At 69.0% G+C, this 24,936-nt stretch carries 26 protein-coding genes and 1 pseudogene; 13 read left to right on the top strand and 14 right to left on the bottom strand.

The annotated features are described in order from the left end of the window. Window position 1: 1 nt before the first annotated feature. Both EL338_RS25245 and EL338_RS25250 read right to left on the bottom strand, forming a co-directional pair. Window positions 2-1,243 (bottom strand): UPF0158 family protein, encoded by a 1,242-nt coding sequence (locus tag EL338_RS25245; protein WP_126336343.1) that lies wholly within the window; start codon window positions 1,241-1,243, stop codon window positions 2-4. A 27-nt stretch (window positions 1,244-1,270) separates the two neighbouring features. Beyond that, on the bottom strand, window positions 1,271-2,215 hold the full coding sequence (locus tag EL338_RS25250) for an aldo/keto reductase (protein WP_126336345.1): 945 nt from the start codon (window positions 2,213-2,215) through the stop codon (window positions 1,271-1,273). Window positions 2,216-2,395: 180 nt separating this feature from the next. Between EL338_RS25250 and EL338_RS25255 the strand changes: the two genes are divergently transcribed. Then, window positions 2,396-3,169, top strand: a complete 774-nt coding sequence (locus EL338_RS25255; protein ID WP_126336347.1) for a DUF1684 domain-containing protein — start codon at window positions 2,396-2,398, stop codon at window positions 3,167-3,169. A gap of 9 nt (window positions 3,170-3,178) precedes the next feature. Here EL338_RS25255 and EL338_RS25260 read toward each other — a convergent pair whose 3' ends face one another. Continuing rightward, window positions 3,179-3,748, bottom strand: a complete 570-nt coding sequence (locus tag EL338_RS25260; RefSeq protein WP_126336349.1) for an antibiotic biosynthesis monooxygenase — start codon at window positions 3,746-3,748, stop codon at window positions 3,179-3,181. Between the two features lie 145 nt (window positions 3,749-3,893). On the opposite strand from EL338_RS25260, the gene EL338_RS25265 reads away from it, so the two are divergent. From EL338_RS25265 to surE, 4 genes are read left to right on the top strand one after another with little or no spacing between them, the layout of a single operon-like run. Beyond that, a complete protein-coding gene (locus EL338_RS25265) occupies window positions 3,894-4,331 on the top strand; it encodes a DoxX family protein (protein WP_235666293.1) in 438 nt (145 codons plus the stop codon). A gap of 10 nt (window positions 4,332-4,341) precedes the next feature. After that, complete coding sequence (locus EL338_RS25270) at window positions 4,342-5,730, top strand: serine hydrolase domain-containing protein (RefSeq protein ID WP_235666294.1); 1,389 nt, start codon at window positions 4,342-4,344, stop codon at window positions 5,728-5,730. 34 nt (window positions 5,731-5,764) lie between these two features. Further along, window positions 5,765-6,754 carry a 1-phosphofructokinase family hexose kinase gene (locus tag EL338_RS25275; protein WP_126336353.1) on the top strand — a complete coding sequence of 330 codons (990 nt, stop codon included), beginning with the start codon at window positions 5,765-5,767 and terminating at the stop codon, window positions 6,752-6,754. A gap of 26 nt (window positions 6,755-6,780) precedes the next feature. After that, complete coding sequence (gene surE / locus EL338_RS25280; RefSeq protein ID WP_126336355.1) at window positions 6,781-7,566, top strand: 5'/3'-nucleotidase SurE; 786 nt, start codon at window positions 6,781-6,783, stop codon at window positions 7,564-7,566. On the opposite strand, the gene EL338_RS25285 is transcribed toward surE, so the two are convergent. Continuing rightward, the gene (locus EL338_RS25285; RefSeq protein WP_126336357.1) at window positions 7,558-8,664 is read right to left on the bottom strand and encodes an NAD(P)-binding domain-containing protein; all 1,107 of its coding nucleotides are present in this window, start codon (window positions 8,662-8,664) and stop codon (window positions 7,558-7,560) included. The genes surE and EL338_RS25285 overlap by 9 nt on opposite strands. Window positions 8,665-8,877: 213 nt before the next feature. After that, entirely contained in the window at window positions 8,878-9,627 is a 750-nt protein-coding gene (locus EL338_RS25290; RefSeq protein WP_126336359.1) for an SDR family oxidoreductase, read from the bottom strand. Window positions 9,628-9,744: 117 nt separating this feature from the next. Between EL338_RS25290 and EL338_RS25295 the strand changes: the two genes are divergently transcribed. Beyond that, window positions 9,745-10,302: a TetR/AcrR family transcriptional regulator gene (locus EL338_RS25295; protein WP_126336361.1), complete on the top strand. Its 558-nt coding sequence runs from the start codon at window positions 9,745-9,747 to the stop codon at window positions 10,300-10,302. 37 nt (window positions 10,303-10,339) lie between these two features. Here EL338_RS25295 and EL338_RS25300 read toward each other — a convergent pair whose 3' ends face one another. Both EL338_RS25300 and EL338_RS25305 read right to left on the bottom strand, forming a co-directional pair. Continuing rightward, complete coding sequence (locus EL338_RS25300) at window positions 10,340-11,728, bottom strand: alanine/glycine:cation symporter family protein (protein WP_126336363.1); 1,389 nt, start codon at window positions 11,726-11,728, stop codon at window positions 10,340-10,342. Window positions 11,729-11,869: 141 nt separating this feature from the next. Then, complete coding sequence (locus EL338_RS25305; RefSeq protein WP_235666295.1) at window positions 11,870-12,232, bottom strand: cupin domain-containing protein; 363 nt, start codon at window positions 12,230-12,232, stop codon at window positions 11,870-11,872. 105 nt (window positions 12,233-12,337) lie between these two features. On the opposite strand from EL338_RS25305, the gene EL338_RS25310 reads away from it, so the two are divergent. Beyond that, entirely contained in the window at window positions 12,338-12,592 is a 255-nt protein-coding gene (locus EL338_RS25310; RefSeq protein WP_126336365.1) for an antitoxin, read from the top strand. Further along, the gene (locus EL338_RS25315) at window positions 12,589-13,026 is read left to right on the top strand and encodes a type II toxin-antitoxin system VapC family toxin (RefSeq protein WP_126336367.1); all 438 of its coding nucleotides are present in this window, start codon (window positions 12,589-12,591) and stop codon (window positions 13,024-13,026) included. The genes EL338_RS25310 and EL338_RS25315 overlap by 4 nt, the downstream gene beginning before the upstream one ends. 8 nt (window positions 13,027-13,034) lie before the next feature. Here the strand turns inward: EL338_RS25315 and EL338_RS25320 are convergent, their stop codons facing one another. Both EL338_RS25320 and EL338_RS25325 read right to left on the bottom strand, forming a co-directional pair. After that, window positions 13,035-13,520: an SRPBCC family protein gene (locus tag EL338_RS25320; protein WP_126336369.1), complete on the bottom strand. Its 486-nt coding sequence runs from the start codon at window positions 13,518-13,520 to the stop codon at window positions 13,035-13,037. Window positions 13,521-13,524: 4 nt separating this feature from the next. Further along, complete coding sequence (locus tag EL338_RS25325; protein ID WP_179967135.1) at window positions 13,525-13,866, bottom strand: ArsR/SmtB family transcription factor; 342 nt, start codon at window positions 13,864-13,866, stop codon at window positions 13,525-13,527. A 107-nt stretch (window positions 13,867-13,973) separates the two neighbouring features. Between EL338_RS25325 and EL338_RS25330 the strand changes: the two genes are divergently transcribed. Then, window positions 13,974-14,213 carry a DUF6480 family protein gene (locus tag EL338_RS25330; RefSeq protein ID WP_126336371.1) on the top strand — a complete coding sequence of 80 codons (240 nt, stop codon included), beginning with the start codon at window positions 13,974-13,976 and terminating at the stop codon, window positions 14,211-14,213. A 4-nt stretch (window positions 14,214-14,217) separates the two neighbouring features. Here the strand turns inward: EL338_RS25330 and EL338_RS25335 are convergent. Beyond that, a pseudogene (locus EL338_RS25335) lies at window positions 14,218-15,323 on the bottom strand (glutamate--cysteine ligase). 97 nt (window positions 15,324-15,420) lie between these two features. Then, window positions 15,421-16,251, bottom strand: a complete 831-nt coding sequence (locus tag EL338_RS26695; protein WP_235666296.1) for a peptidoglycan recognition protein family protein — start codon at window positions 16,249-16,251, stop codon at window positions 15,421-15,423. A 166-nt stretch (window positions 16,252-16,417) separates the two neighbouring features. Between EL338_RS26695 and EL338_RS25345 the strand changes: the two genes are divergently transcribed. Then, entirely contained in the window at window positions 16,418-18,004 is a 1,587-nt protein-coding gene (locus EL338_RS25345; protein WP_126336373.1) for a serine/threonine-protein kinase, read from the top strand. 28 nt (window positions 18,005-18,032) lie between these two features. Here EL338_RS25345 and EL338_RS25350 read toward each other — a convergent pair whose 3' ends face one another. Then, the gene (locus tag EL338_RS25350; protein ID WP_126336375.1) at window positions 18,033-18,470 is read right to left on the bottom strand and encodes a hypothetical protein; all 438 of its coding nucleotides are present in this window, start codon (window positions 18,468-18,470) and stop codon (window positions 18,033-18,035) included. 206 nt (window positions 18,471-18,676) lie between these two features. Here EL338_RS25350 and EL338_RS25355 point away from each other — a divergent pair, with 206 nt between their 5' ends. Continuing rightward, window positions 18,677-19,891 (top strand): MalY/PatB family protein, encoded by a 1,215-nt coding sequence (locus EL338_RS25355; protein WP_126336377.1) that lies wholly within the window; start codon window positions 18,677-18,679, stop codon window positions 19,889-19,891. Here the strand turns inward: EL338_RS25355 and sodC are convergent. Further along, entirely contained in the window at window positions 19,877-20,740 is an 864-nt protein-coding gene (gene sodC / locus EL338_RS25360; RefSeq protein ID WP_126336379.1) for a superoxide dismutase[Cu-Zn], read from the bottom strand. The two genes, EL338_RS25355 and sodC, sit on opposite strands and share 15 nt — an antisense overlap. A 94-nt stretch (window positions 20,741-20,834) precedes the next feature. Further along, complete coding sequence (locus EL338_RS25365) at window positions 20,835-21,650, bottom strand: LLM class flavin-dependent oxidoreductase (RefSeq protein WP_126336381.1); 816 nt, start codon at window positions 21,648-21,650, stop codon at window positions 20,835-20,837. A gap of 112 nt (window positions 21,651-21,762) precedes the next feature. Between EL338_RS25365 and EL338_RS25370 the strand changes: the two genes are divergently transcribed. After that, a complete protein-coding gene (locus EL338_RS25370) occupies window positions 21,763-22,650 on the top strand; it encodes a serine hydrolase (protein ID WP_126336383.1) in 888 nt (295 codons plus the stop codon). A gap of 242 nt (window positions 22,651-22,892) precedes the next feature. Continuing rightward, the gene (locus EL338_RS25375) at window positions 22,893-24,926 is read left to right on the top strand and encodes a toprim domain-containing protein (protein WP_126336385.1); all 2,034 of its coding nucleotides are present in this window, start codon (window positions 22,893-22,895) and stop codon (window positions 24,924-24,926) included. The last annotated feature ends 10 nt before the right edge of the window (window positions 24,927-24,936 follow it).

Raw genomic sequence — 24,936 nt, forward strand, 5'->3', positions numbered from 1 at the left:
TTCAACCCACTCGGATGCCCTGATCCGCCAGGAATGCGCGGGCACGGCCGAGTTTGCGATCCTCGGAGAAGGCGTACCACTGTTGCGCGAGTCCCTCTTCGTGCACGAGATCGCGGAACCGCCGGAACGCGCCCTTGGCTTCGATCGCGCGTTCCAGACGGGACCGCAGGCCCGGATCGGACTGCCGCGCAGCGAAATCCGCCATGTCGCGCCAGCCGTCGCGGGACCCGACGCGGTCGAAACCGAGCCAACGGTCGGGTTCCTCCTCCACGTCGATGGCGGCGTCTTCGCCGACCATGCCCGGGTCGGTGCTGCTGTCATCCAGCACGTCGCCGGTGTCAAGGTCCACGTAGCCCCCGGTGGACGCAGTCGGATCGCCCTCCATCTCGGCGGCGAGCATCTCGAGGTCGGCCGGCACCGCGCGTCCCGCAAGGGGTGCCCCGCGCAGGTGCGCGAGAAGGTCTTCGGCCAAGATGTCATCTCCCGTGGCGGCGCGATGAACGAGGCGGTTGATCACCGACAGTGCGACCGACTCTGCCTGCTTCCGTCGCTTTTCCAAGGCCATCGGCAGTCCGGCGCCGACCTGTTGCAGCGCGTCGCCGAGGTCGCGGCCGTCCAGAGCGGCCAGGAAGCGCGCCGCATCCGCTGTCGCGATTGCCGCGCGCAGCTCATGCAGGTCGAGCGGCGGGGCCTGGATTGGTCCGGGCCACGCGTGTCGCAGCATCGGATGGGGCTCGGTGGGCCGGTTGGGAATGCGACTGCGCCCGTCGTCGTCGGCCCAGCGCCGCCCGTACTGGTCCGGGATGGTGCCCCAGCCCCAGTGCGGCAACGGCTTTCGCGGTTTGATCCCCAGCGTTTCCTCCGGGTCGATCTTGGTGTCGCCGACCACGCAGCGGTGCGTCCACTCGTCGCCGAGGTCGAAGACGAACTGGAACTCCGCACCGGGGGACACCACGCGAGAGACCTTGGCGCGCTCGATGTCCAGCGGCTCGGTGATGGCACCCTCGATCAAGCCTGCCAGCTCGTCGCCGGTCTCCTCGTCGGTGACGAGGCGTCCGTCGGTCAGAGTGAACATCGACAGGTGCGCTCTGTCCCACCGGCCGAAACCGTCGTTGATGGCATCGGCCAGGTCCATGAAGGTATGCGATGGCCCGACCGCGAAAACGCGGCCCGGCCACGGCCAGAGTTCCTCGCCGCGTCCGCCGAGCAACTCCACCGTCACCGACAACCAGGTGCGCGCCATCCTCCGAGGATTACACGAACGGGACGGTCAGGAGAAAGGACTCGACGCATCCTCCAGGACGGCACGTTCCTCGGCGCTGAGTTCCGTCTCCACCGCGGCCAGCAGATCCGGCAACTGCTCGACTGTGCGGGCGCTGGCCAGCGGCGCCGTGATCGTGGGGCGCGTCAGTAGCCACGCGAGCGCCGCCGTCGTCGACGAGATACCGCGGGCCGTGGCCACCTTGTCCAGCGCGTCGACCACCGCGAACCCGTCCGGGGTCAGGTAGGACTCCAGCATGGGCCCCCGCGCGGCACCGTCGGCGTCCTGCGCCGTGCGGTACTTGCCGGACAGGAAGCCGGATGCCAGGGACGAGTACGGGAACACCGCCAACCCGTGCCGTTGGACCAACGGCACGTAATTCTGCTCAAAGTCCTTGCGGTGCACCAGATTATAGTGCGGCTGCAGCGCAACCGGCACCGCCATCCCCTCGGTCTGCGCAATCCGGATCCACTCGTCGATGCGCTCGGGCGACATGTTGGACAGCGCGATGTGGCGCACCTTGCCGGCCTGCACCAAACCGTCGAACACGGCCGCGATCTCGACCATCGGGACGTCTTCGTCGTCGTAGTGCGCGTAGTACAGGTCGATGTAGTCGGTCTGGAGACGCTGCAGCGACGCCTCCGCGGCGGCCTGCACGTTGGCCCGGGCCAGCCCCTTGAAGTCCGGGTGGGCGCCCACCTTGGTGGCAATGACCACCGAGTCGCGGTTGCGACGCTCGCGCACCCACCGGCCGAGGACGGTCTCGGACTCCCCACCGGAGTTGCCCGGCACCCACGACGAGTACATGTCCGCCGTGTCGATGAAGTTCCCGCCGGCCGCGACGAAAGCATCCAGGACCTGCTGGGACTCGGCCTCGTCGGAGGTCCAGCCGAAGGTGTTGGCGCCTAGCGCGAGCGGGAAGATCTCGATGCCAGAAGTTCCGATGGTGCGCACTCTGTTCCTTTCCGTTCAGACGAATTCGTGGAACGAAGCCATCACAGCCTCGATGACGGATAACGGTTCAGAGCCCACCGAAGTTCCTGCACCGGTTTGCGCCCGTCGCCCTGACATGGGCGTTTCGGCGGTAGAACTGTGGTGGAATGCGAGGAGATTCGACCCGGTGAGGAGTGGGCGATGACCGAGGGAATCGAGCAGTGGCGCGAGTTCCGGCGCGCCCGCGAAACCGAACTGCGCCAACCGCGCGGCTGGCTGACGCTCACCGGATTTCACTGGCTGCCGGAGACCCCGACGCGCCTCGGTGACCTGCCGGGGCGCTGGTCGACCGACGGGCAGGACGCGTTCCTCGACGCAGCACCGCGGGACGGCCTGAGCGTCGACGGCACGCTCGTCGACGGCCGCTCCCGCAAGACCGTCGCCGAGACCAGCCGCGCGCCGTGGGTCGAATTCGGCGACACCGAGATCGAACTGCTGCGGCGCGGCGGCCGGTTGGCCATCCGGATGCGGGCGCAGACCTCGCCGGACCGGGAGAACTTCGCCGGCGTGCCCACCTTCGACTACGACCCCGCGTGGGTCATCACCGCCACCTTCGAGCCCTACCCGGACGGGCGCAAGGTCGACGTCGCGACCCACAAGCCCGAGTTGCGCCAGCAGTTGCCGGCGATGGGCGAGGTGGTGTTCACCGTCGACGGCCAACCCCAGCGGCTGGTGGCGACCAACATCAAGACCGGCCTGAGCATCGAGTTCCACGACCCCACCAACGGCGTCGAGACCGAGCCGTGGCGCCAATTGAAGTTCGACGACCCCGCCCCGGACGGCACCGTCGTCCTCGACTTCAACCGGGCGATCAACATGTGGTTCGCCTTCACCGACCACGCGACCTGCCCCATGCCGGTGACCGGCAACACCATCACCGTCCCGGTCCGCGCCGGGGAGAAGTCACCCGGCTGAGCCCGGCGGTTACTTCCCGGCCCCCGGCACCAGGAACCACTTCATCAGTCGGGTCAGCAGCGGTGCGACCAGGAACGTCATGAACACGACGATGAAGACCACGTTGATGGCGGTGATCAGCAGGAACGGCAGCCCCATCCGCTCCCAGACCGGGGTCAGCAGCCAGATCACGATCGAGGCCAGCGGCCAGATGCCCATCCACGTCACCACCGCGGTCTTCCACCGCGGCGGATGCACCGAGGCCGGCACCGACGGGCCGACGAACCACTCCTCGAGCACGTCGAGTCGCCGGTGCTCCGGTTCGCTCTCGGCGTGCTCGCGCATCCGGCCCAGGATGTGGTTGCGGTCGGCGGAGTTGTCCCAGGCCGTCAGGTCGGCCTCGGTCGCGTAGTTCACCACCACCTGGTACGGCTCGCCGGGGTTTGCGGGCGGGATCAGCTCGCCGCCGCGGAAGCCGCGGTGCTTCTTCATCACCGCGAACATCTCCCGGACCAGCTGTTCGTACTGCCGCTCGTGGCCCGGTTTGGCCATCCGCCGCGCGATGCGGGTCACGGCGGTGGACGGGTCGGGAACGGTCATCTCGCCTCCGGAGCCTCGTGGTTCGACCAGACGCCGATCCTGCCATGTCCGAGTGGGGAATTCGCGCGATCGCCATCAGTTTCCACCGGGCAGAGCCCCGACGTAGGGGTTGAATGCGGACCGCAGTCCGCCTACCTTGGCGCCCATGACTCTCACCAGCGGCCGGCTCGCACCCTTCGCCCCCGCCGCCCTCGCCGTCTTCCGCATCATCGTCGGGCTCATGTTCGTGCAACACGGAACCGCGAAGCTGATCGGCTGGCCGACCTCGTCAGCCGCCGCCGCGGTCGGCAGTTGGCCGTCCTGGTACGCCGGTGTCATCGAGGTGGTCACCGGCCTGCTGGTTGCCGCCGGCCTGTTCACGGTTCCCGCCGCCATCCTCGCCTCGGGAACGATGGCCGTCGCCTACTTCTGGCGGCACTTCCCCGATGGCTTCTGGCCGATCAACAACGGCGGCGAGGGTGCGGTGCTGTACTGCTTCGCGATGCTCTACATCGCCTTTGCCGGACCGGGCGCGTGGGCGGCGCAGAGGATCGTCAACCGCTCCTCGGAGGCACAGACCTCGGGGTCACCGACGCCCCGCTAACGTCGATGCGGTGACGACGTCACGCTCGCGTCTGGCCCGGCTCTGTGCCGCCGGGACCGTCGTGTTCAGCCTCGCCGCGTGCGGGCCGCCGGCCGACCCGCCGCGGTCGACGTCGACAACCGTCGCACCACCCCGGGTGACCGTCACACCCTCCCCCGTCACCCCGGCGCCGGAGTTCGTTCCCGTCGCGCAACTGGTCGAGGACGCCGTCGCGGCCGGCCGGCTACCCGGCGCGGTGGTCACGGTCGGCCACGACGGCGCGGTGGTGTTCCGTGGGGCGTTCGGCGCCCGCAAGCTCGCCGGCGAACCGGGATTGGACGGGCGGCCCGCGCCCGCCGAGCCGATGACCGAGGACACGCTGTTCGACCTGGCGTCATTGACCAAACCACTCACCACCGCGACGGGGATCCTGCAGCTCTACGAGCGCGGCCACGTCGGGCTCGACGAGCCGGTGCAGACGTACCTGCCCGACTTCAATCCGACAGGCGACCCGCGTCGCGCGAAGGTGACGGTGCGGATGCTGCTCACCCACACCTCCGGCATCGCCGGGGATCTGAGCCTGGACGGGCCCTGGGGTCTGGTGCGGGCCGACAAGGAGGAGGGGATCCGCCGGGCCCTGGGCGCGTGGGTGGTGGCGGAGCCCGGCGAGCGCTTCCACTACTCCGACATCGGTTTCATCATCCTGGGCGCGTTGCTGGAGAAGATCACCGGCGAACCCGAGGACGTCTACATCGAGCGCAATGTGTTTGCGCCGCTGGGAATGTCGGACACCTACTATCTGCCCGTCGCCAAAGCTTGTGGCCCGCACCGGATCCGGGGCAACGCGATCGTGCCCGACCCGGGCGGCCCCGATCCGGACGAGTGCGCGGACGGCACCTGGAGCACCGAACTGCTGGCGCGCGTCGCCCCGACCGCGCTCGACGAGGACACCCCCGGCATCAACCCGAACTACGGGCACCCACTGCGCGGCACCGTGCACGATCCGACCGCGCGGCGCATGGGCGGGGTGGCCGGCAGCGCCGGGGTGTTCTCCACCGCACACGATCTCGGCCTGTACGCCCAGGCCCTGCTCGACCGTCTCGCGGGCCGCCCCAGCCGGTTCCCGCTGACCCGGGAGACCACGACACTGATGACCACGGTGCAGCAGCCCGGATCGGGGCGCGGGTTGGGCTGGGACATCGACACCGCCCACTCCGGGCCGCGCGGCCGGATCTTTCCCGTCGGGAGCTTCGGCCACACCGGCTTCACCGGCACCACGCTGTGGATCGACCCGGGCTCGGACACCTACGTGGTGGTCTTGGCGAACGTCATCCACGTGCGCGGCGGCCCGCCGATCACGACGCTGAGCGGTGCGGTCGCCACGGCGAGTGCCCGCGCGCTGCATCTTTACGGCAATTGACGCGGTAGCCCGCGGAGTGGGTACTCCCTCCCGCATGACGAAGACGCAGAGCCGCGCCAACACCCCCGCCGGGTCGGACCAGGAGCGACCCGACGCCGTGGTGATCTTCGCCCCGCTGCCCGTCCTGACCGTGACGGTCGAGGACCGCTCCGGCGAGGCGGACATCCACGTCCACGCCGGCGGCCAGGGCGTGTGGCAGTCCCGCATGGTGTCCTCGCTGGGGGTGCCGGTGGTGCTGTGCGCGGCCCTCGGCGGCGAGACCGGCGACGTGCTCAACCATCTGCTGCCCATCGAGGACGTGACGGCGCGGATCGTGCCGGTGAGCGCGCGCAACGGCTCGTACGTCCACGACCGACGCACGGGCACCCGCGAGGTGGTGGCCGAGAGCCCCGGCAGCCCGCTGGATCGGCACGAACTCGACTCGCTGTACGAACTCACCCTGACCGAGGGACTCGAGCACGGCTGGGTGCTGCTGTCCGGGCCGCAAGAGGACGACGTGCTGCCGGCCGATCTGTATCGGCGCCTGGCCACCGACCTGGGTGCCAACGGGTGCAAGGTGGCCGCCGACCTGTCCGGCGAGCGGCTCGAGGCGGTGCTGGCCGGCAACCCGTCCCTGATCAAGGTCAGCCACGAGGAACTGCTCGACGACGGCCAGGCCAAGTCCGACGACGCCGAGGACCTCGTCAAGGCCATGCGCGCCATGCGCGAGGAGTGCGCGGGCACCATCGTGGTCTCCCGCTCGGGCGCCGCCCCCGCCCTGGCGCTGCTGGACGGCTCGGCCGCCAAGGCCGACGTCGTGGAGATCGAGATGCCCAAGCTCGAACCGGCCGACCCCGCCGGGGCCGGCGACTCGATGACCGCCGGCATGGTCGCCGCGCTGGCCGGCGGCCGATCGATCCGGGAGGCGCTGCAGATCGGGGCCGCGTGCGGGGCGCTGAACGTCGTGCGGCACGGCCTGGGCACCGGCGGCGCGCGCGCCGTCGAGACGCTGGCCGAACGGGTCGAACTGCGGCCATGGAAGTAAAGGGGAGAAGTGAAGGAGGACGACACGTGCGACGCGCACTGGTGACCAACGACGACGGGATCGACTCCCCCGGCCTGCACGCACTGGCCGACGCCGCGCGCGCGGCCGGACTGGAAGTGATCGTGGCTGCCCCGGCCGAGCAGTCCAGCGGCGCCAGCGCCGCGTTGAGCGCGATCCGCCGCGACGGCCGCACGGTGGTCGAACGCCGAGAGCTGCCAGGCCTCGATGTCGAGGCGTGGGCCGTGCACGCCCAGCCCGGACACATCGTCGCCGCGGCGCTCAACGGCTGGTTCGACCCGGCGCCGGATCTGGTGCTCTCGGGGATCAACCACGGCGCCAATGTCGGTCGGGCCGTGCTGCATTCGGGCACCGTGGGCGCCGCGCTGACCGCGAAGATCAACGGCACCCGGGCGGTGGCGGTGTCGTTGGATGTGGCGCTGCACCCCACCGGCGAGCGGCACTGGGCCGCCGCCGCGGGTCTGCTGGCGCCGGTGCTGGAGTTGGTGTTCGACGCCCCGGAGGACACCGTGTTGTCGCTCAACGTGCCCGATCGCCCGGGCGACGAACTCGGACCGCTGCGCTACGCGCGCCTGGCCCGCGGCGGCGCCGTGCAGACCCGAGTCGACGAGATCCGCGACGGTGACCTGCGGTTGGCCGAGGTCGAGATGTCAGATGAGCCCGAGGAGGGCACCGACAGTGCGCTGCTCGCCGCGGGACATCCCACCCTCACGGCGTTGCGGTCGGTCGATGCCGACGACGGGGACCTGGTGCTCGACTGGCTGGGGACAGCGGCCAGCGTCGACTCACGCTGAAACAACCCCGACGCCAAGCGGTTCCGGGTCCGACAGGATCGCCAGCACCGCGTCGCGGCCCGCGCGGTTGGCCCCGACGGTGGACTGCGAGGGGCCGTAGCCGATCAGGAACAGCCGCGGCTCGTCCATCGACCTGCCGTTGGCGACGCGGATGCCGCCCTGCGGGGTCCGCAACCGCAGCGGCGCAAGGTGTTTGACCGCGGCGCGAAACCCGGTGGCCCACAGGATGACGTCGGCGGGTTCAAAGGAGCCGTCGGGCATGCGAACCCCGCGCTCTTCGATGCGGGTGAACATCGGGTGCCGCACCAGCGCGCCGCGCTCCTCGGCGCGCTGCACCCACGGGCCGCGGTGCATCCCGGTGACCCGGACAATGCTCGTCGGCGGCAGGCCCTGCCGGACGCGTTCCTCGACACCGGCCACGGCCGCGGACAGTTTCTCGGGCGACAGGTCGTCCTCCCACACCGGCTCGGAGCGGGTCACCCAGAAGGTGTCGGTGACCACCGAGACCTCGTCGAGCAGTTGCAAAGCGGAGACCCCGGCGCCGACGATGACGACGCGCTGTCCGGCGAACTCCTCGGCGCTGACGTATTCCTGCACGTGCAGCTGGCGCCCCCGGAAGTCCGCCGCCCCCGGGTAGTGCGGCCGGAACGGCCGGGTCCAGGTGCCGGTGGCGTTGATGACGTAACGCGCGGCCCATGTTCCCCCGTCCGTTTCGACGATCAGCCGGTCTTCGGCGTCGTCGTCCGGCGTGGACCGGCGCACGGCGCGCACCCGCACCGGCCGTCGCACGTCCAGCGCGAACCGCTGCTCGTACGCGGCGAAGTAGGCGGGCAACACCTCGCGGCTGGGGTCCTGCGGGTCCGCCGAGGGCACGGCGTAGTCCGGAAGCTCGTAGATGCCGTTGACGCTGCCCATCTTCAGCGACGGCCAGCGGTGCTGCCACGCGCCGCCCGCGGCCTCCTCCGCATCGAGCACGACGAACGTCCGGTCCCCCGCCGAGGCGCGTCGCACCGGCACGAACCCGCGCCGCTGCAGGTGATACGCCGCCGAGAGACCCGCCTGGCCCGCGCCGATAACCAGGACATCGACGGGATCCATGCGGGCTCCAATCTTGGCTCGACGGCGACCATTCCTTGGCCCCGACGCTACGCTGCGCCCCGTGAATCGGCGGCTGCGGGCCGCGGGCTCCCCCGTCGTCAGCCAGCCGACCCATCCCGGCTCGCGGGTGGTCGAGTTCGCCGAAAAGGAAACCGGGACTGCACTTTCGGCGCCAACAGATCTCGTCGTCGAGCGTAGCGCCGTCAGATGCCGCTAGACGGTGAAGCCACCGTCGACGTTCCAGTTGGCTCCGGTGACGAATCCGGATTCCGGGCCGGCCAGGAAGCTCACGACGCCCGCGACGTCGCGCACGTGCCCGTAGCGCCCGAGGGCCATCATCTTCTTCAGGCTTTCGGGGAAGTCGTCGCCGTTGTCGGGGTTGGCATCGGTGTTGATCGGTCCCGGCTGCACGTTGTTGACGGTGATGCCGCGGGGTCCGAGATCGCGGGCCAGCCCCCGGGTGAATGAGGCGACCGCACCCTTCGTCAGCCCGTACACCGAAAAGCCCGCGCTCGGAATCTGATCGGCGTTGATACTGCCGATGTTGATGATCCGTGCCCCCTCGCCCAGATGCTGCACCGCGGTGCGGACCGCCCAGTACATGCCGCCGATATTGACCGCCACGAGCCGGTCGAACTGCTCGGCCGGGAATTCCTCGATCGGCGCCATATGGGCGACCGCGGCATTGTTCACCAGGACATCGAGGCCGCCGAGTTCGGCGACGGCCCGCTCGACCGCGGCGGCGACCTGGACACGATCCGCGGCGTCCGCCTTGATGGCGACGGCCGTCCCTCCCTCGGCCGCGACGTCGGCAACCAACCTGTCGGCGTCCGTCTTCGACGCCGAGTACGTGAAGGCCACCGCGGCGCCGTCGGCCACCAATCGCCGCACGGTCTGCGCGCCGATCCCGCGCGTACCTCCGGTGACCAGTGCCCGCCGGCCGGTCAAGGGTGCTGTGCTCATCTCGTCGCCTCTCCAGGTAATTACGAACCGCTCTGTTACTTAGTACGCTCAGGTCAAGACCGTTCGACGACCGATGCATTCCCGGTGTGACGGGAGTCACAGAAAGGGGCGTGGCGGATGGCGGTGGGGCGGCCGCGGGAGTTCGACCCCGATCAGGTCGAGGACGCGGCGATGAAACTGTTCTGGGCGCATGGCTTCGACGGCGTCTCGATCTCCGATGTCGCCGCGGCGACCGGGGTGAACCGCCGCGGCATCTACGCCGAGTTCGGCTCGAAGGAGAAGCTCTACGAACGAGCCGTCCAGCGTTACCTCGCCGGCCCGGGCGGCTACCTGGTTCCGGCGCTCACGTTGCCGACGGCGCGCGAGGTGGTCGAAGCGATGGTGCACGGTGCGGCCGACGCGGTCAGCAGCGACCCGCACGGGTGCCTGACCGTCGATGACGGGCCGGGCCTGGCCGATATTCGCGAGGCCGCGGTACATCGGCTCGCTGAACGATTCGACGCTGCGGTGGCAGATGGCGAACTGCCCGGAGTTGACACCTTGGTGCTCGCGCGCTGGATCGCCGCGATTTGTCAGGGGATCGCCGTCCAAGCGCGCAGCGGGGCCGACCGCGCCGAGCTACACGGTGTCGCCGACGCCGCATTGGCCGGCTGGCCGGGTGCCGGCCGGGTATAACCGACGGCGCGACGGCAGGTGTGCGTCGGGTCGGTCGTCAGTGCTGGCGCGCCTGCATGTCCGCCGCGTGCTCCTCACCCCTGAAGTAGGCCCGGGTCTCCCGGTACACCAAGGGGGACAAGATGATCAGACCGACGAGGTTCGGCAGCGCCATCAGCCCGTTCATGACGTCGGAGAAGGTCCACACCGTCTGCAGCGCGGTGGTGGCGCCGATGTAGATCACGAGGATGAACACGATCCGGTACGGGAACACCGCCCTGCGGCCGAACAGGTACTCGACGCAGCGTTCGCCGTAGTAGGACCACCCCAGCAGGGTCGAGAACGCGAAGAAGATGACGCTGAGGGTGACGATCACGCTGCCCCACGTCCCGGGCAGGCCCTGCGCGAAGGCCCGGGCGGTGAAACTGGCGGCCTCGTCGGGTCCGGCTTCCTTCCACACACCGGTGACCACGATCGTCAGCGCGGTGAAGCTCACCACGACGAGGGTGTCGATGAACGTCTGGGTCATGGACACCAGCGCCTGCCGGACCGGATGGGTGGTCTTCGCCGCGGCGGCGGCGATACCGCCGGTGCCCAGGCCCGACTCGTTGGAGAAGATGCCGCGCGCGACGCCGTAGCGGATCGCGGCGGCGACGGCCGCCCCCGCGAAGCCTCCGGTGGCCGACGTGCCGGTGAAGGCGTCGCTGAAGATGGTGGCCAGCGCTGCGGGCACCTCGCCGATGTTGAATGCGAGTACGGCGGCCGCACCGACGATGTAGATGACGATCATCACCGGGACGAACAGGCTGGTGACCCGACCGATGCTCTTGATGCCGCCCAGGATCACCGCGGCGGCCAGCACCACGATCACCGCACCGGTGATCGGCGCGGCCACCCCCCATTCCTCGTTGACGTTGGCCGCGACGGTGTTCGCCTGCGTCATGTTGCCGATGCCGAAGGCGGCCAGCGCTCCCGCGACGGCGAAGAAGCCGCCGAGGATCACGCCCAGCCGGCCCTTGATGCCTTGCCGTAGGTAGTGCATCGGGCCGCCGGACTGTTCGCCGGCGGCGTCGGTGCGGCGGAACCGGACGCCGAGAAAGGCCTCGCTGTACTTGGTGGCCATGCCGACCATCCCGGTGAACCACATCCAGAACACCGCGCCGGGCCCGCCGAGGGCGATCGCCGTCGCGACACCGGCGATGTTGCCGACACCCACGGTCGCCGCAAGAGCGGTCGACAGTGCCTGGTAATGCGAGATGTCACCCTCGGCGCCGAGGTCCTTGCGGCGGATGAATGCCAGCCAGAACGCCAACCGGAACCGGCGGACCTGGATGCCGCGCAACAGCACGGTCAGATAGAGGCCGGTCAGCAGCAACAGCGGGATGAGCAGCCAGGGACCCCAGATGAAGGAACTGATGTTGCCCAGGATGTCGTCGAAAGCTGTCATCGCACCGCCGTATCGCCGAGAGTTCGGACCGGTAAGACGGTAGTGCAACGGCTCAGGCAGATCGGCTTTTCCCGCGAAAGATCATGCGTCGATCACCGTTTACCACAATGACTTCGGTCGCTTCGATAGGGCGAGCGCGCCTCAGGCCTCGTAGTAGTCGTTCCCGCGGGAGAACTCGACGAACGTGCAGGCCTCATCGCCGACCGTCCACGCATCGTGTCCGGGCGGGAGCAGCATCACGTCACCGGCGGAGAACGTCTGCTCGGCGCCGTCGGTCATCCGGATCGCGATCGTGCCGGCCAGGACGTAGGCCACGTGCGGCAGTTCGCACAGCTGCGTTCCGGCGTAGTCCTTGAGGTCGGTGGACCAGCGGGCACCGACGTCGAAGGTGACCTCGGTGACGGCGACCCCGTCGAGTTCCGCGGTGCGCTTCGAGATCAGACCGTGCACGTCGCTGGGGATGTCGGCCATCGTGGCCTTCTGCATCGCCGGGTGGTACGCCAACGTGGGCTCCTTCGCATCGTGCGTGGATGTCGGGTGCAGTGAGATCGTACGGCGGCAGGAAAATGACAGCAGAACATCACTGCACCTGATGCTATGCTGTCAACTATGCGTACGACAGTCACTCTTGACGATGACACGCTGGCGTTGGTTCAGCGGCGGATGCGCGAACGCGGCGTCTCTTTCAAGACCGCACTCAACGACGCGATCCGCGATGGCGCCCTTGGCCAACCACGTCCCGTCCACTTCGCTACCCGGACCGCCGATCTAGGGGTACCGACAGTGAATCTGGACCGCGCACTGCAACTCGCCGCCGAACTCGAAGACGAGGAACTACTGCGCAAGCAACGGCGTGGCGCGTGAAAATTGTCGATGCGAACGTACTTCTGTACGCGGTGAACTCCGCAAGCCCGCAGCACGAGGCGAGTCGCCGTTGGCTAGATGGGGCCCTGTCCGGCTCGGACACCGTTGGCCTAGCGTGGGTGCCGCTGCTCGCCTTCGTTCGACTCAGCACGAAGACCGGCTTGTTCCCCTCCCCGCTGCCGCCGGCGGACGCGATGCGTCAGGTTGTTGAATGGGCCACCGCCCCGGGCGCGACGACTATCGCGCCTACCGCGCGGCATGGAGACATCCTGCACACCCTGCTCGCCCAGCTGGGGACCGGCGGAAACATCGTGAGCGACGCGCACCTGGCTGCGCTGGCCATCGAACATCGTGCGTCGATTGTCAGCTACGACAACGACTTCAGCCGGTTCGACGGCGTACGTTGGCACACCCCAGACGCGCTAGTCAAATGACCAACCAGTCAGGCGGCCAGTAGCGCGTCGATCTGGTTGATCGCCGACGTCGATCCCTCGACCACACCCATATCCAGGACCTGCTGCAGCGCCTCGGCGGAGGCGAAGGTGCTGGCGTAGGTGGCGTGGGTGCCGCCGTCGTGTTCGGCGAAGGTGTAGACGCACTTGGACACCGGCATCGACGGGTCCGGGTTCAGATCCGCGTCGGCGAACCCGTCGTCGAAGGCGAAGCTGTTCGGTTCGTCCACCGCGGTGACATCCCAGTAGCCCCCGTACTTCTCGCCGTCGGGACCGGTCATGTAGTACGTGGTGCGGCTGCCGGCGGTGAGGTCGTGTTGGACCACGGTCGCCGGGAAGGTGGGTGGGCCCCAGATCTTCTCCAGCTGGCGCGGGTCGGCGTAGATCTGCCAGATTCGTTGCACCGGCGCCGCGAAGTGCGCGGTGATGGTTAGCGTCAGGTTGTCGATGTCGTGCTTGGCGTCGATGACAGGCATGATGTCAGTCCTTCACGGTCGGGTCGGATGCGATGAGTTCGTCGATGCGGGCGATGCGACCGCGCCAGATCTGCTCCAGCTCGGTCAGCATGGACGCCACCGATCGCACGGCGGCCACGTCGCCGCTGGCCAGTTGCTCACGGCCACTGCGTTGCTTGGTGAGCAGGCCGGCCTTTTCCAGCACGGCGACGTGCTTTTGCACTGCAGCGAAACTCATTTCGTAGTTCGCCGCGAGCGCCGAGACCGAGTGTTCCCCGGCCAGCACCCGGCGCATGATGTCGCGTCGGGTCCGATCGGCGAGGGCGTGAAACAGGGCGTCCGCCCGATCCTCGTCGTCCTCGGTCACACCCCAAATATACAACCGATCGGTTGTACGTTGTCAAGGCTTTTCGTCCCTGGGTTTGGCTCGAGGCAGTACGGGCACCCAGAAGGAATGCGCGAAGGCCTTCCCCGATGACCGCCCAGCCCCCGGACCCCGATCCCGCGACCACGCCCGACCTGGAGCCCGGTGGTGGCGTCTCCCCCGGTGCGACGCCGCCGGACTCGGGCCAGACGTCAGGTTTGGCGGAGCCGGAACCGCGACCCCGGCGTCGTTACACGGCCACACAAATCGTGACGCTGATCGCGGTCGTGCTCTTTGTCCTCGTCTTCGTCGCGGCGGCAGTGGGCATGATCATGAACATGGCTTCCTGACCGCTCAGCAGCCCTCGGCGGTTGCCGCGGCGGCCGCATCGATCACATCGGCGACCTGACCCCGTCGCCGCCACGCGATGCGCTGCCGCATGGCGCCATTGCCGGTGTCGAGGATCCGGTCGAGTTCGGAACGCACCAGGTTCAGATCACCCGCGGCCCGCAAAGCCGGCGTGATTCGGTCGACAAACGCCCGCAGCACCTCGACCGCGGGTGCCGCACCGCCGCCCAGGAGGTCGACCGCGTGCCCATCGAGGCCGTCGTGCGCGGATTTCCAGTACGCCGCCTCGAGCGCCAGCGCTGAGATGCGCGGTGCTTCGAAGCCCCGCCGGTCGTCCTCGAGTGCGGTCATCACCGCGGCGCGCGCCAGGGCGGCGAGCAGCACCGTCTCGGCGACCGTCGCGGGCACATCCGAGACGCGGACCTCCACCGTCGGAAAATCGGCCGAGGGGCGAATGTCCCAATAGACCATGGCGTCGTCGAGCATCGCGCCGGCATCCTGCATCATCTGCACCGCCGCGTCGTACTCGTCGACCGAGTCGAAGTGCGGTGGCGGGCCGGCACTGGGCCAGCGCGACCACAGCACGTAGCGCCAGCTGGCATGACCGCTGTCGGCGTTGCGGTAAATCGCCGAGTTGGCCGTCAGCGCCAACAGCAGCGGCAACCACGGGCGCAGCCGGTTGCTGACACGGATCGCCGCCTCCCGCGACGGCACCGCGACGTGCACGTGGCAGCCGCAGATGCCCTGCTCGTGGGCGATCATCCCGAACCGCTCCGCGATCTGGCGGTAGCGCGGGGAGTCGGTGACCGGGAAGTGCTGCGGGACGGTCGGCGGCAGCCCCACCGCGAGCAGCCGCGTCCCGGCCGCGTCGGCCGCCTCGACGGCGGTGCGCCGCTGCCGGGTCAGCTGTGCCCGCAAATCCGTTGTGCCCGTGCAGACTTCGGTGGCCGTCTCGACCTGGCAGCTGGTGAGCTCGAGTTGCAGTTCCACGCCCTTGGCCGCGGCGATCTGCGCGACGGCGGTGTTGCGCGCGACGGGTCACCCGAGCCCGGGTCGACGAGAAGGAACTCCTCTTCGACGCCGATCGTCGGAGGGCCTGACGTCGCGCTCACTGAATCCTCCGCTGCTCGCCGGGTGTGTTCCCGGTTAGCCCGAACAGGGATCGGGGAAACGCGCCGGGGTGGCGGCAGGCCCGGGGCGGAGTCTGTTCTAGGTGCCGGCCTCGATTGCCGCCACTCGTTCCGCTGCTTCGGGACCGCAGATCTCGCGTAATTCGACAGGGCCCCTGGCCAGCAAGTCGGTGACGAGACCTTTGAGTTCTCCGGATTTCACCTTCGAATACAGGTCCGCTCCCGGGCAGGCGGTGGCGGCGAAATCTCGGTGCCCCTTGAGCTCGTCGAGACTTACGTTGAACGTGGACGCCGCCCAGGCGAAAGCCTTGGCAGCACCCTCCAACTGTTCGGGGGTGACCGCTTCTTCATCGAAATTGCCCTCGCAGAGGACGAGGAAATGGCCCTCCGGGTTGTACTCGGTAGCAGTGTCGCCTTTGACGCGCCAGTCTCGGAGTTCATAGATGTTTCCATTGCGGTCGACACCGACGTGGTAGGCGATGTCGATCCAGCCGCGATCGTTTTGGTGAAGCCGTTGATGCTGAAGAAGTCGCGACGGCGCGTTGCGATTGTCACCCAATGCCGTGCCGGTGTGGTGGATCGTCATTTTGGTGATCGTGTGCTCGACGCCTGACCCAGTGGGCGACTGCGCGCGCCAGCCGTCGCGACAGATCATGTCCGCCACGACCGCCGCCGGCGGCAGAGTCGACTCGACGGGTTCGAGAGCAAGCTCGGTGGTTGTGGGAGTCATGGTTTGGGCGAGTGGGCTCGCGGCCGGGCTGACAGCGACGACCCGCGCCCCCTCAGGGCGCTGCGCGCACCCAGCCAAGGCGGTCGACAACCCCGCTGCGCCCGCCAAGGCCAGCAGTTTTCGGCGGTTCACCGCGGTGTCGAGAAGCCGCCCAGTCCGTTCAGGACCGCGTTCGTGCACGTGCTCACGATACGGACAGCGGCATCGGATTGTTGGTTCTTTCTGACAACATCGACCGCGCTGCAGCGACGCCAGGCCAGCGGGTGCGCAACTGCCGTTTGCGTGTCGCGGGTACCGCATCGCCGAACCTGCCGCCCCTGTCGGTGATGCTGGTTAAGCTTCGCCCATGCCCATTGCTGAAGGGGCGGTGTTTGCCGGCTACACCATTCAGCGCTTGTTGGGCAGCGGGGGGATGGGCGAGGTCTACCTCGTGCAACACCCCCGACTGCCCCGCCAGGAGGCGCTCAAGATCCTCCCGGCGAGCGTGAGCGCGGATCCGGACTACCGCCAACGGTTCGCGCGCGAAGCCGACATCGTCGCGTCGCTGTGGCACCCACACATCGTCGCTGTCCATGATCGCGGTGAGCACGACGGTCAGTTGTGGCTCGCGATGGACTACGTCGAGGGCACCGATGCTTCGCGACTGATGCGCGAACGCTATCCACATGGACTGCCACCTACCGACGTCATCGATATCGTCACCGCCGTTGCGGACGCCCTTGACTACGCCCACGAGCGGTTCCTGCTTCATCGGGATGTCAAACCCGCCAACATTCTCCTCGGCGACCTACGCCACGACGAAAGGCGCATAGTCCTAGCCGATTTCGGGATCGCTCGTGGTGTAGATGACAGCAACGGTCTGACCGCCACCAACATGACGGTGGGATCGGTGGCCTACGCCGCTCCGGAGCAACTCACCGGCAAGGCCCTCGACGGGCGTGCCGACCAGTACGCCTTGGCCGCTACTGCTTTTCATCTCCTCACCGGCACCGTCCCCTTCGGCAATTCGAACCCGGCCGTGGTGATCGGAAATCACCTCAGCTCGCCCCCGCCGGTATTGAGTACGTTGCGTGACGATCTCGGACGGATGGATTCGGCGCTCGCCACCGCGATGGCCAAGGAGCCGCACCATCGTTTCCAGACATGTCGCGAGTTCGCAGCCGCGCTGGCGGGTCGCGCCACCGTCATCCCGGTCGGCGGGGCCGCCCCGGCAGTCAGCTCGTACGCTGCCACGCAACTGGCACCGCGCACCGAACCGGTAATGCCGGAATCAGCACCGCCGCAGAGCTCGCCCGCCCCGCCACCGGAAGCAGGTCGTCCCCGGCAACGGACCGGACTGATCGTTGCGGCAGCCGCGGCAGCCCTGGCGGCTGTCGGACTCGTCGCATTCATCGGGGCCAAACTCGCCCAATCGCCGGCCGACCCGTCCGCCTCCACACCCTCACCGTCGTTACTCCCACCCGCCTGGTCTGAAACCGTCGATCAGCCGCGAACGGTGACAGAGACAGCGCCGCCAGTCACCATCACCCAGCCCAATAATCCAGCACCGGCTTCTCCCCCACCACGTCCGCCGGTACCGCCACGCACACCCGCAGGAGGCGGTGGCGATTTGGGCTTGGCCCAACCGATGAGCCGCCCCAGCTGCAACGGGCAGGGCATCGTCGTACTCGGATCCGTCACCACGCCCGGCCAATACGCCGCAGGCGTGCAACGGCTTCTAGCGGCGTTCCCAGGGGCGTCCTATCTTCGCACCGACCAAACCTGCCCGTCGCTGCGCGCCGCGACCGCAAGCGGCAACCCGATCTACGCCGTCTACCGACCCGCCGGAAACACGACCGCAGGGGTTTGCAGCGCCGTACGTGCTGCGGGCGGTGACGCATACGGGAAATGGCTGGACTACACCACAGATCCGAGTTACCGAATCCCCTGCTGAGACCTCGGGATTCAACCGCCACGGTGGCCTACGTCGTGATTCGCATCTCGGCGCCGGGGTGCGAACTGAGCGTGACCACCACGGCGCCCTGACCCGTCGTGAAGGTGGTGTTGGCGTAGCCGATGAAGCCGTAGTGCCCGTCAATCGTCGACACGGCGGTGATGTCGTCGCTCCCCGAGGCGCCGGTGTCGAGATTGGTCCAGCCGGCGGTCACGGTCAGCGCGCACGACCCGTCGTAAACACCGGCGTCGTAGTTAATCGCGACGCGCACGCCGTCCTCGACACGATCCTCGGTTTGCACCGGCGCCACCTGCGCCTCGGCGCTGACCGTGCCGCCACACGTCGGGGACGCCACCACCGGCACGGCCTCGAGTTGCGCGGACGCCTCCGCCTGGGCCGTGCCTGCACCGAGCCATCCCGCAAACACGGCGACACCAAACGCGACGACCAGACGGAACTGCCTCATGCCCGGTGTATCGCCCGGCGCGTCGACGGCGTTAGTCAGAACCCACGGGTTTTCCGGGACCGGACCGGCCGCCGAACTGCCCGCCTCTGAGCGACAGCCCGCAGAACCTGTCGCTCAGAGGCGGGCAAATCGAAGTGCGCAGCCAGCCGGAAACCATAAACGCCGCCACCACAACGGATCCCCTCAGCGGCGCTAGGGTTGCCACGATGACGCCGAGCCCGAGAGTCGCGAATCCCCTCGAGCAGCTGACCATCGAGCAGTTGCGGCAGCGGACCAGCATGAAGTGGACGTTGTATCCGCCCGACGTGCTGCCGCTGTGGGTCGCGGAGATGGACGTGCCGCTGGCCGAACCCATCGCCGAGGCACTGCATCAGGCGGTCGCGCGAGGCGACACCGGCTACCCGCCGGGCCGGCGCGCCTACGCCGAGGCACTGGCGGGCTTCGCCGCGCGGCGTTGGGGCTGGGATGGGCTGACGGCGCAGCGCACCGCGCTCGTACCGGATGTGATGCTCGGCATCGTCGAGGTGCTGAGGCTGGTCACCGCCCCCGGCGACGCGGTGGTGATCAACTCACCCGTCTACCCGCCGTTCTACGCGTTCATCACGAACGCGGGCCGCCGCGTGGTCGAGGCGCCCCTGGACGGGACCGGCCGCGTGGACCTGGCCGTCTTGGGGGAGGCGTTCGCGTCGGCCGCCAAGACCAGCGACCGGGTGGCCTACCTGTTGTGCAACCCGCACAACCCGACCGGGGTCGTCCACTCCGCCGACGAACTCGGACAGATCGCCGCACTCGCACACACGCACAAAGTCCGCGTCGTCGCCGACGAGATCCACGCGCCGCTGGTGCTACCCGGCGCCGACTTCACGCCGTATCTGAGCGTTCCGGGCGCCGAGGACGCCTTCGCCGTCGTCTCGGCCTCGAAGGCCTGGAACCTCGCCGGGCTCAAGGCCGCCCTCGCGGTCGCGGGCCCCGCCGCCCAGGCCGACCTCGACCGGATGCCCGAGGAGGTCAGCCACGGCCCCAGCCACCTCGGCGTCCTCGCGCACACGGTGGCGTTCAACGAGGGCGAGCCCTGGCTCGACGCACTACTCGCGGGCCTGGCGGCGAACCGCGACCTGTTGGGACAACTGCTCACCGAGCACCTACCGCAGGTCGGCTATTCACCGCCGCAAGGCACCTACCTCGCGTGGATCGACTGCCGCCCACTCGGTTTCGACGATCCCGACGGCGCCGACGGCCCCGGTATCGTCAGCGAACTCGCCGGCCCGGCGCGGGTGTTCCTCGACCGGGCCCGGGTGGCGCTCAGCTCCGGGCACGTCTTCGGCTCGGGCGGCGCCGGTCACATTCGACTGAACTTCGCCACCTCACCGGCGATCCTCACCGAGGCGGTCACCCGGATGGGCCGCTCACTCCGCGGGTAACTCCTCACCCTCTGCCGGCGGTGTGGTCTCGGCTGTGGTCTCCGTAGTGGTGGTCGGGCTCGTGGTGGTCTCGGTCGGGGCGGTGGTCTCGGTCGGCGTCGTGGTCTCGACCGGGGGCATCTCCGTCGTCGTGGCGGGGCCGGGCGGCGGCGGGACCATCGCCGTCGTCTCCGTGACCGTGGCGGTTTCCGTCGTACCGGCAGGAGTGGTGCTGGCCGGCGCGAGCACGCCGCAGGCCACCCGGCTGCCGGCGTCACCGGTCGCCAACGTCTCGGCGTCCGGGCCGGGCACGCCATTGCTGGTGTAGCGGGGTGGGATGTTGGCGAAGTTGTCGGGCCCCTCGTGGATCATCAGCGCCGATCCCTGCGGGCCGCGCAGGTCGTCGATGGTGAACGAGTCCGTCGTGGCGACCAACCGCGCCGACCCGTCCGAGCGGACGTCGATGGGGGTCAGGTCACCGATGGCGGCGTGGTTGTCCGGTCCGTGCAGGTGGCCGCCGGCGGAGAGGAAGTCGCCCGGCTCACCGCCGCCTGGGGCTACTGAATTGGGCTCGCAGAGACCCACCGCGTGAATGTGGAAGGCATGGAAGCCCGGCGTGAGGATGCCGGCTTCGGTGGTTTCCAGGGTGATGGTGGCGTAGTCGTCGACGAATTCGATGTCGACATTGGCCACCGACCGACCATCGGCCGTCTGCAACTCGGTGCTGAGGGTGTCGCCGCTGGGGGCGGGACTGGTCGTGGGGGACGTCGTCTCGTCGGCGGCCTGCTCGCCCTGCGCGCAACCGGCCAGGAAGGCGAAGGCGACGGGCACCGCCAGCGCCGCCGCAACGGTGTGGGTGTGATTTTGCATACTCCGTACCTACCCCGCTGCGCCGGTTTCAATCGGAGGATCGGAGAGGAAATGCATCCGCGGGTTCCGAAGAGACGGGTCAGGCCTCGACCGCTCAGGTGAAGCGGGGGCGCACCGCCGCGACGGCGTCCACGAGCCGCAGCACCTGATCGCTGCCGTCAGGCGTGCCGTCGGCGTCCGTTCCGCAGATGGTGACTCGGGTGACCCCGGCCGCAACAAAATTCCGAACCCGATCTTCGATGTCGTCGGCGGATGCGCCGACGGGCACCATCACGGGGGTCATGACGTCGAACGGCGCGTCGATGCCCGCAGCTTGGCGCGCCGCCATGGCCACGCGGAGGCTCTCTCGGACGTCGTCGGGTGTCTCCGCGCCGCCGCCGAGTAGGACTCCGTCGCCGAATTCGCCTGCAATGGCCAGCGTTTTGGGCTTGGTCGCACCGATCAGCAGTGGCGGCACGTGCTCGGGCGGGTAGGCGAGACGCACATCGCGGAGTTGCACATAGTCACCGGTGGTCGTGACGGTCTGGCCGTCGAGAAGCGAACGCAGCGCACTGCTGTATTCCCGCAGCAGCGTGACGGGCGATTTCGCGCGGGCTCCGGCCTGGCCCATCCAGTCGAGAATCCCGTGGCCGATGCCCGGGTGGAATCGGCCTGGGAAGAGCCGGGCCAACGTCGCGATCTCCATGGCGCACAGAGCCACGTTGCGCAGCGGCACGGGCATCAGGCTGATGCCGACTTTGATGTGGTTCGTCCAGGCCAGCACCGCAGCCGCGGAGCCCAGACCCGAGTGGTAGAAGCAGTCCTCCCAGAGCCAGAGTTCTTCGAGGTCGGCGGCCTCGGCGGCGAGGGCGAGGTCCCGGAGGCGTTCGGGCGGCTGGTGGGGCGGGAACACAATACCGATGGCGACCATGCCCCCAGCTTGCCAGCGGTCCGGCGCGCGACCGCCGGCCAGCGGTTTAGCCTGGGGTACCAAGCATCCAGCGGGGAGCCACTTCCGGTCAGGATCTGCTCGAAGGAGACTCATGCGTAGGCGGATGGCAACGGCGGCGGCTCTCGGTGCGGCGCTGCTGGTCAGCGGTTGTGCGGGCCAGGTGTGGGGCGCCCCGCCCGCCCACGATCCGCCGCAGGCCCCGGTCTCCGTCGCCCCGAAGGCTCCCGCGGTGCCCCCGACGCCACCGGCCGGACTCGACGACCGCGTCCGGCAGGCCACCGCCCAGGCCGCCGAGTCCGGCGCCGACATCGAGGCCGCGATACTGGACCGCACCACCGGCCACTTCGCCTCCAGCGGGTCCAACCAGGCCTTCCCCATCGCATCGGTGGTCAAGCTGTTCATCGCCGACGATCTGCTGCTGCGGGCCTCGCAGGGCGAGACAGAACTCTCCGACGCCGACCGCAAGGCCATGGACGCCATGCTGCGTTCCTCCGATGACAGTGCGGCCCAAACGTTCTGGGACCGCGGCGGCCAGAACGACATCATCTCCCGCATCGTCGCGCGCTACGGGCTGAGCGGCACCACGGCGCCCTGGAACGGGCACTGGGACGTCACCGAAAGCACCGCAGCCGATCTCGTCCGCTACTACGACAAGCTCCTGAACGGCAGCGGCGGCCTGTCGCCCGAGCAATCCAGCGTCATCATCGGCAACCTGGCGCGCTTCACCCCGACCGGCAACGACGGCTACCCGCAGCGGTTCGGCATCCCCGAGGGCCTCAGCGGCGAGCAGGTCGCCGTCAAGCAGGGCTGGTTCTGCTGCTGGAACGGCGGCAACCAACTGCACGTCTCCACCGGCATCATCGGACCCGACCACCGCTACGTGATGGCGATCAGTTCGCTGGACCCCACCGACGAGGCCAGCGCCCGCGAGCACATCACCCAGGCTGTCCGTACCATCTTCCCGGGCGGGAAGGTCTGACACTTCCCGCAACGTCCACGCGGTCTCCGCGGCCGTCGGGGGTGTGTGACTGGTCACTGCAAAAGCGCAGTTCAGCGGCCTGGTGAGCGGCGCGCTTTTGCTACTGCGCAGGTCCGGGCGGCAATGGGTCGTCTTACCACGGCGGTAGTTGACGGACTCTCCGACTCGGGTCGACGGCGATGTCAGCTCGGCCGATTAGCATTCCACCGGCTACACCTGGCACGAATGGGAGAGGACGAGCAGTGAGTTACACCGCCGCGGACATCACCGAACTCGACGATGTCCAGCACACGCGCCTGCGGCCGGCGGTGAACCTGGGCTTGGACATCCTCAACACCGCACTGCGCGAGATCATCGACAACGCGATCGAGGAAGTGGCCGAACCGGGCCACGGCGGCTCGACCGTCACGATCACCCTGCACGCCGACGGCTCCGTCAGCGTCGCCGACGACGGCCGCGGACTGCCCGTCGACACCGACCCGACGACCGGCAAGAACGGCATCGTCAAGACGCTGGGCACCGCGCGGGCGGGCGGCAAGTTCTCCGCGCACACCGACGCGGCCAGCACCGGCGCCGGCCTCAACGGCATCGGCGCCGCGGCGGCGGTCTTCATCTCCGCCCGGACCGACGTCACGGTGCAGCGGGCGGGCAAGACCTACCTGCAGAGCTTCGGCGGCGGCTACCCCGGCGAGTTCGACGGCAAGGAGTTCGATCCGGACGCCCCCTTCACCCGCGCCGACGCGCAGAAGCTGCGCGGGCGCGCCAACCGCAAACCCGACGCGCACGGCACCACCGTGCGCATCCTGTTCGACCCCGTGGTGGTGCCGGATTCGACCATCGACATCGGCGAGGTGCTGCTGCGCGCGCAGGCGGCGGCGCGGATGTCGCCCGGGGTGCATCTGGTGGTCGTCGACGAGGGCTGGCCCGGCGAGGAGATCCCGCCGGCGCTGCTCGAACCGTTCGCCGGGCCGTGGGGCAGCGACACCCTGCTGGACCTCATGTGCACCGCCGCCGGCACTCCCCGGCCCGAGGTCCGCGCCGTGGTCGAGGGCCGCGGTGAATACACCACCGGCCGCGGGCCAACCCCGTTCCGCTGGTCGCTGACGGCGGGTCCGGCGGAACCGGCGACGGTGGCCGCGTTCTGCAACACCGTGCGCACTCCCGGCGGGGGCTCGCATCTGACCGCCGCCATCAAGGGCCTGTCGGAAGCGTTGGCCGACCGCGCCTCCCGGATCCGGGACCTGGGCCTGGCCAAGGGCGAAGAGGGCCCGGAGCCACAGGATTTCGCCGCCGTGACCGCACTGGCCGTGGACACCCGCGCCCCCGACGTCGCGTGGGACTCGCAGGCCAAGACCGCGGTGTCCTCGCGCTCGCTCAACATGGCGATGGCCCCCGACGTCGCGCGCAGCGTCACCATCTGGGCAGCCAACCCCGCCAACGGCGATGCGGTCACGCTGTGGACCAAACTGGCGCTGGAGTCCGCCCGCGCGCGGCGCAGCGCCGAGGGCGCCAAGGCCCGCTCCCGCGCGGCGTCCAAGGCCAAGGGCCTGGGCACCAACCTGTCGCTGCCGCCGAAGTTGCTGCCCAGCCGGGAGACCGGCCGCGGGTCGGGTGCGGAGCTGTTCCTGTGTGAGGGCGACTCCGCGCTGGGCACCATCAAGGCCGCCCGCGACGCCGCCTTCCAGGCCGCGTTCCCGCTGAAAGGCAAGCCGCCCAACGTCTATGGGTTCGCGCTGAGCAAGGCACGCGGCAAGGACGAGTTCGATTCGATCGAGCGCATCCTGGGCTGCGGGGTGCGGGACGCGTGCGATCCGGAACTGTGCCGTTACGACCGGATCCTGTTCGCCTCCGACGCCGACCCCGACGGCGGCAACATCAACTCCAGCCTGATCTCGATGTTCCTGGACTTCTACCGTCCGCTGGTCGAGGCCGGGATGGTTTACGTGACGCTGCCGCCGCTGTTCGTCGTCAAGTGCGGGGACGAGCGGATCTACTGCCAGGACGAATCCGAGCGCGACGCCGCGGTGGCCCAGCTGAAGGCGACCTCCAAGAAGCGGGTGGAGGTGCAGCGCAACAAGGGCCTCGGCGAGATGGACGCCGACGACTTTTGGAACACCGTGCTGGATCCGCAGCGGCGCACCGTGATTCGGGTGCATCCCGACATCAGCGAGAAGAAGCTGCACCACACATTGTTCGGCGGGCCGCCCGAGGGTCGACGCACCTGGATGGCCGACGTGGCCTCCCGCATCGACACCTCCGCGCTGGATCTGACGTAGGACGTAGGTA

The organism is Mycolicibacterium chitae (genome assembly GCF_900637205.1).
GTDB classification, from domain to species: Bacteria; Actinomycetota; Actinomycetes; order Mycobacteriales; family Mycobacteriaceae; genus Mycobacterium; species Mycobacterium chitae.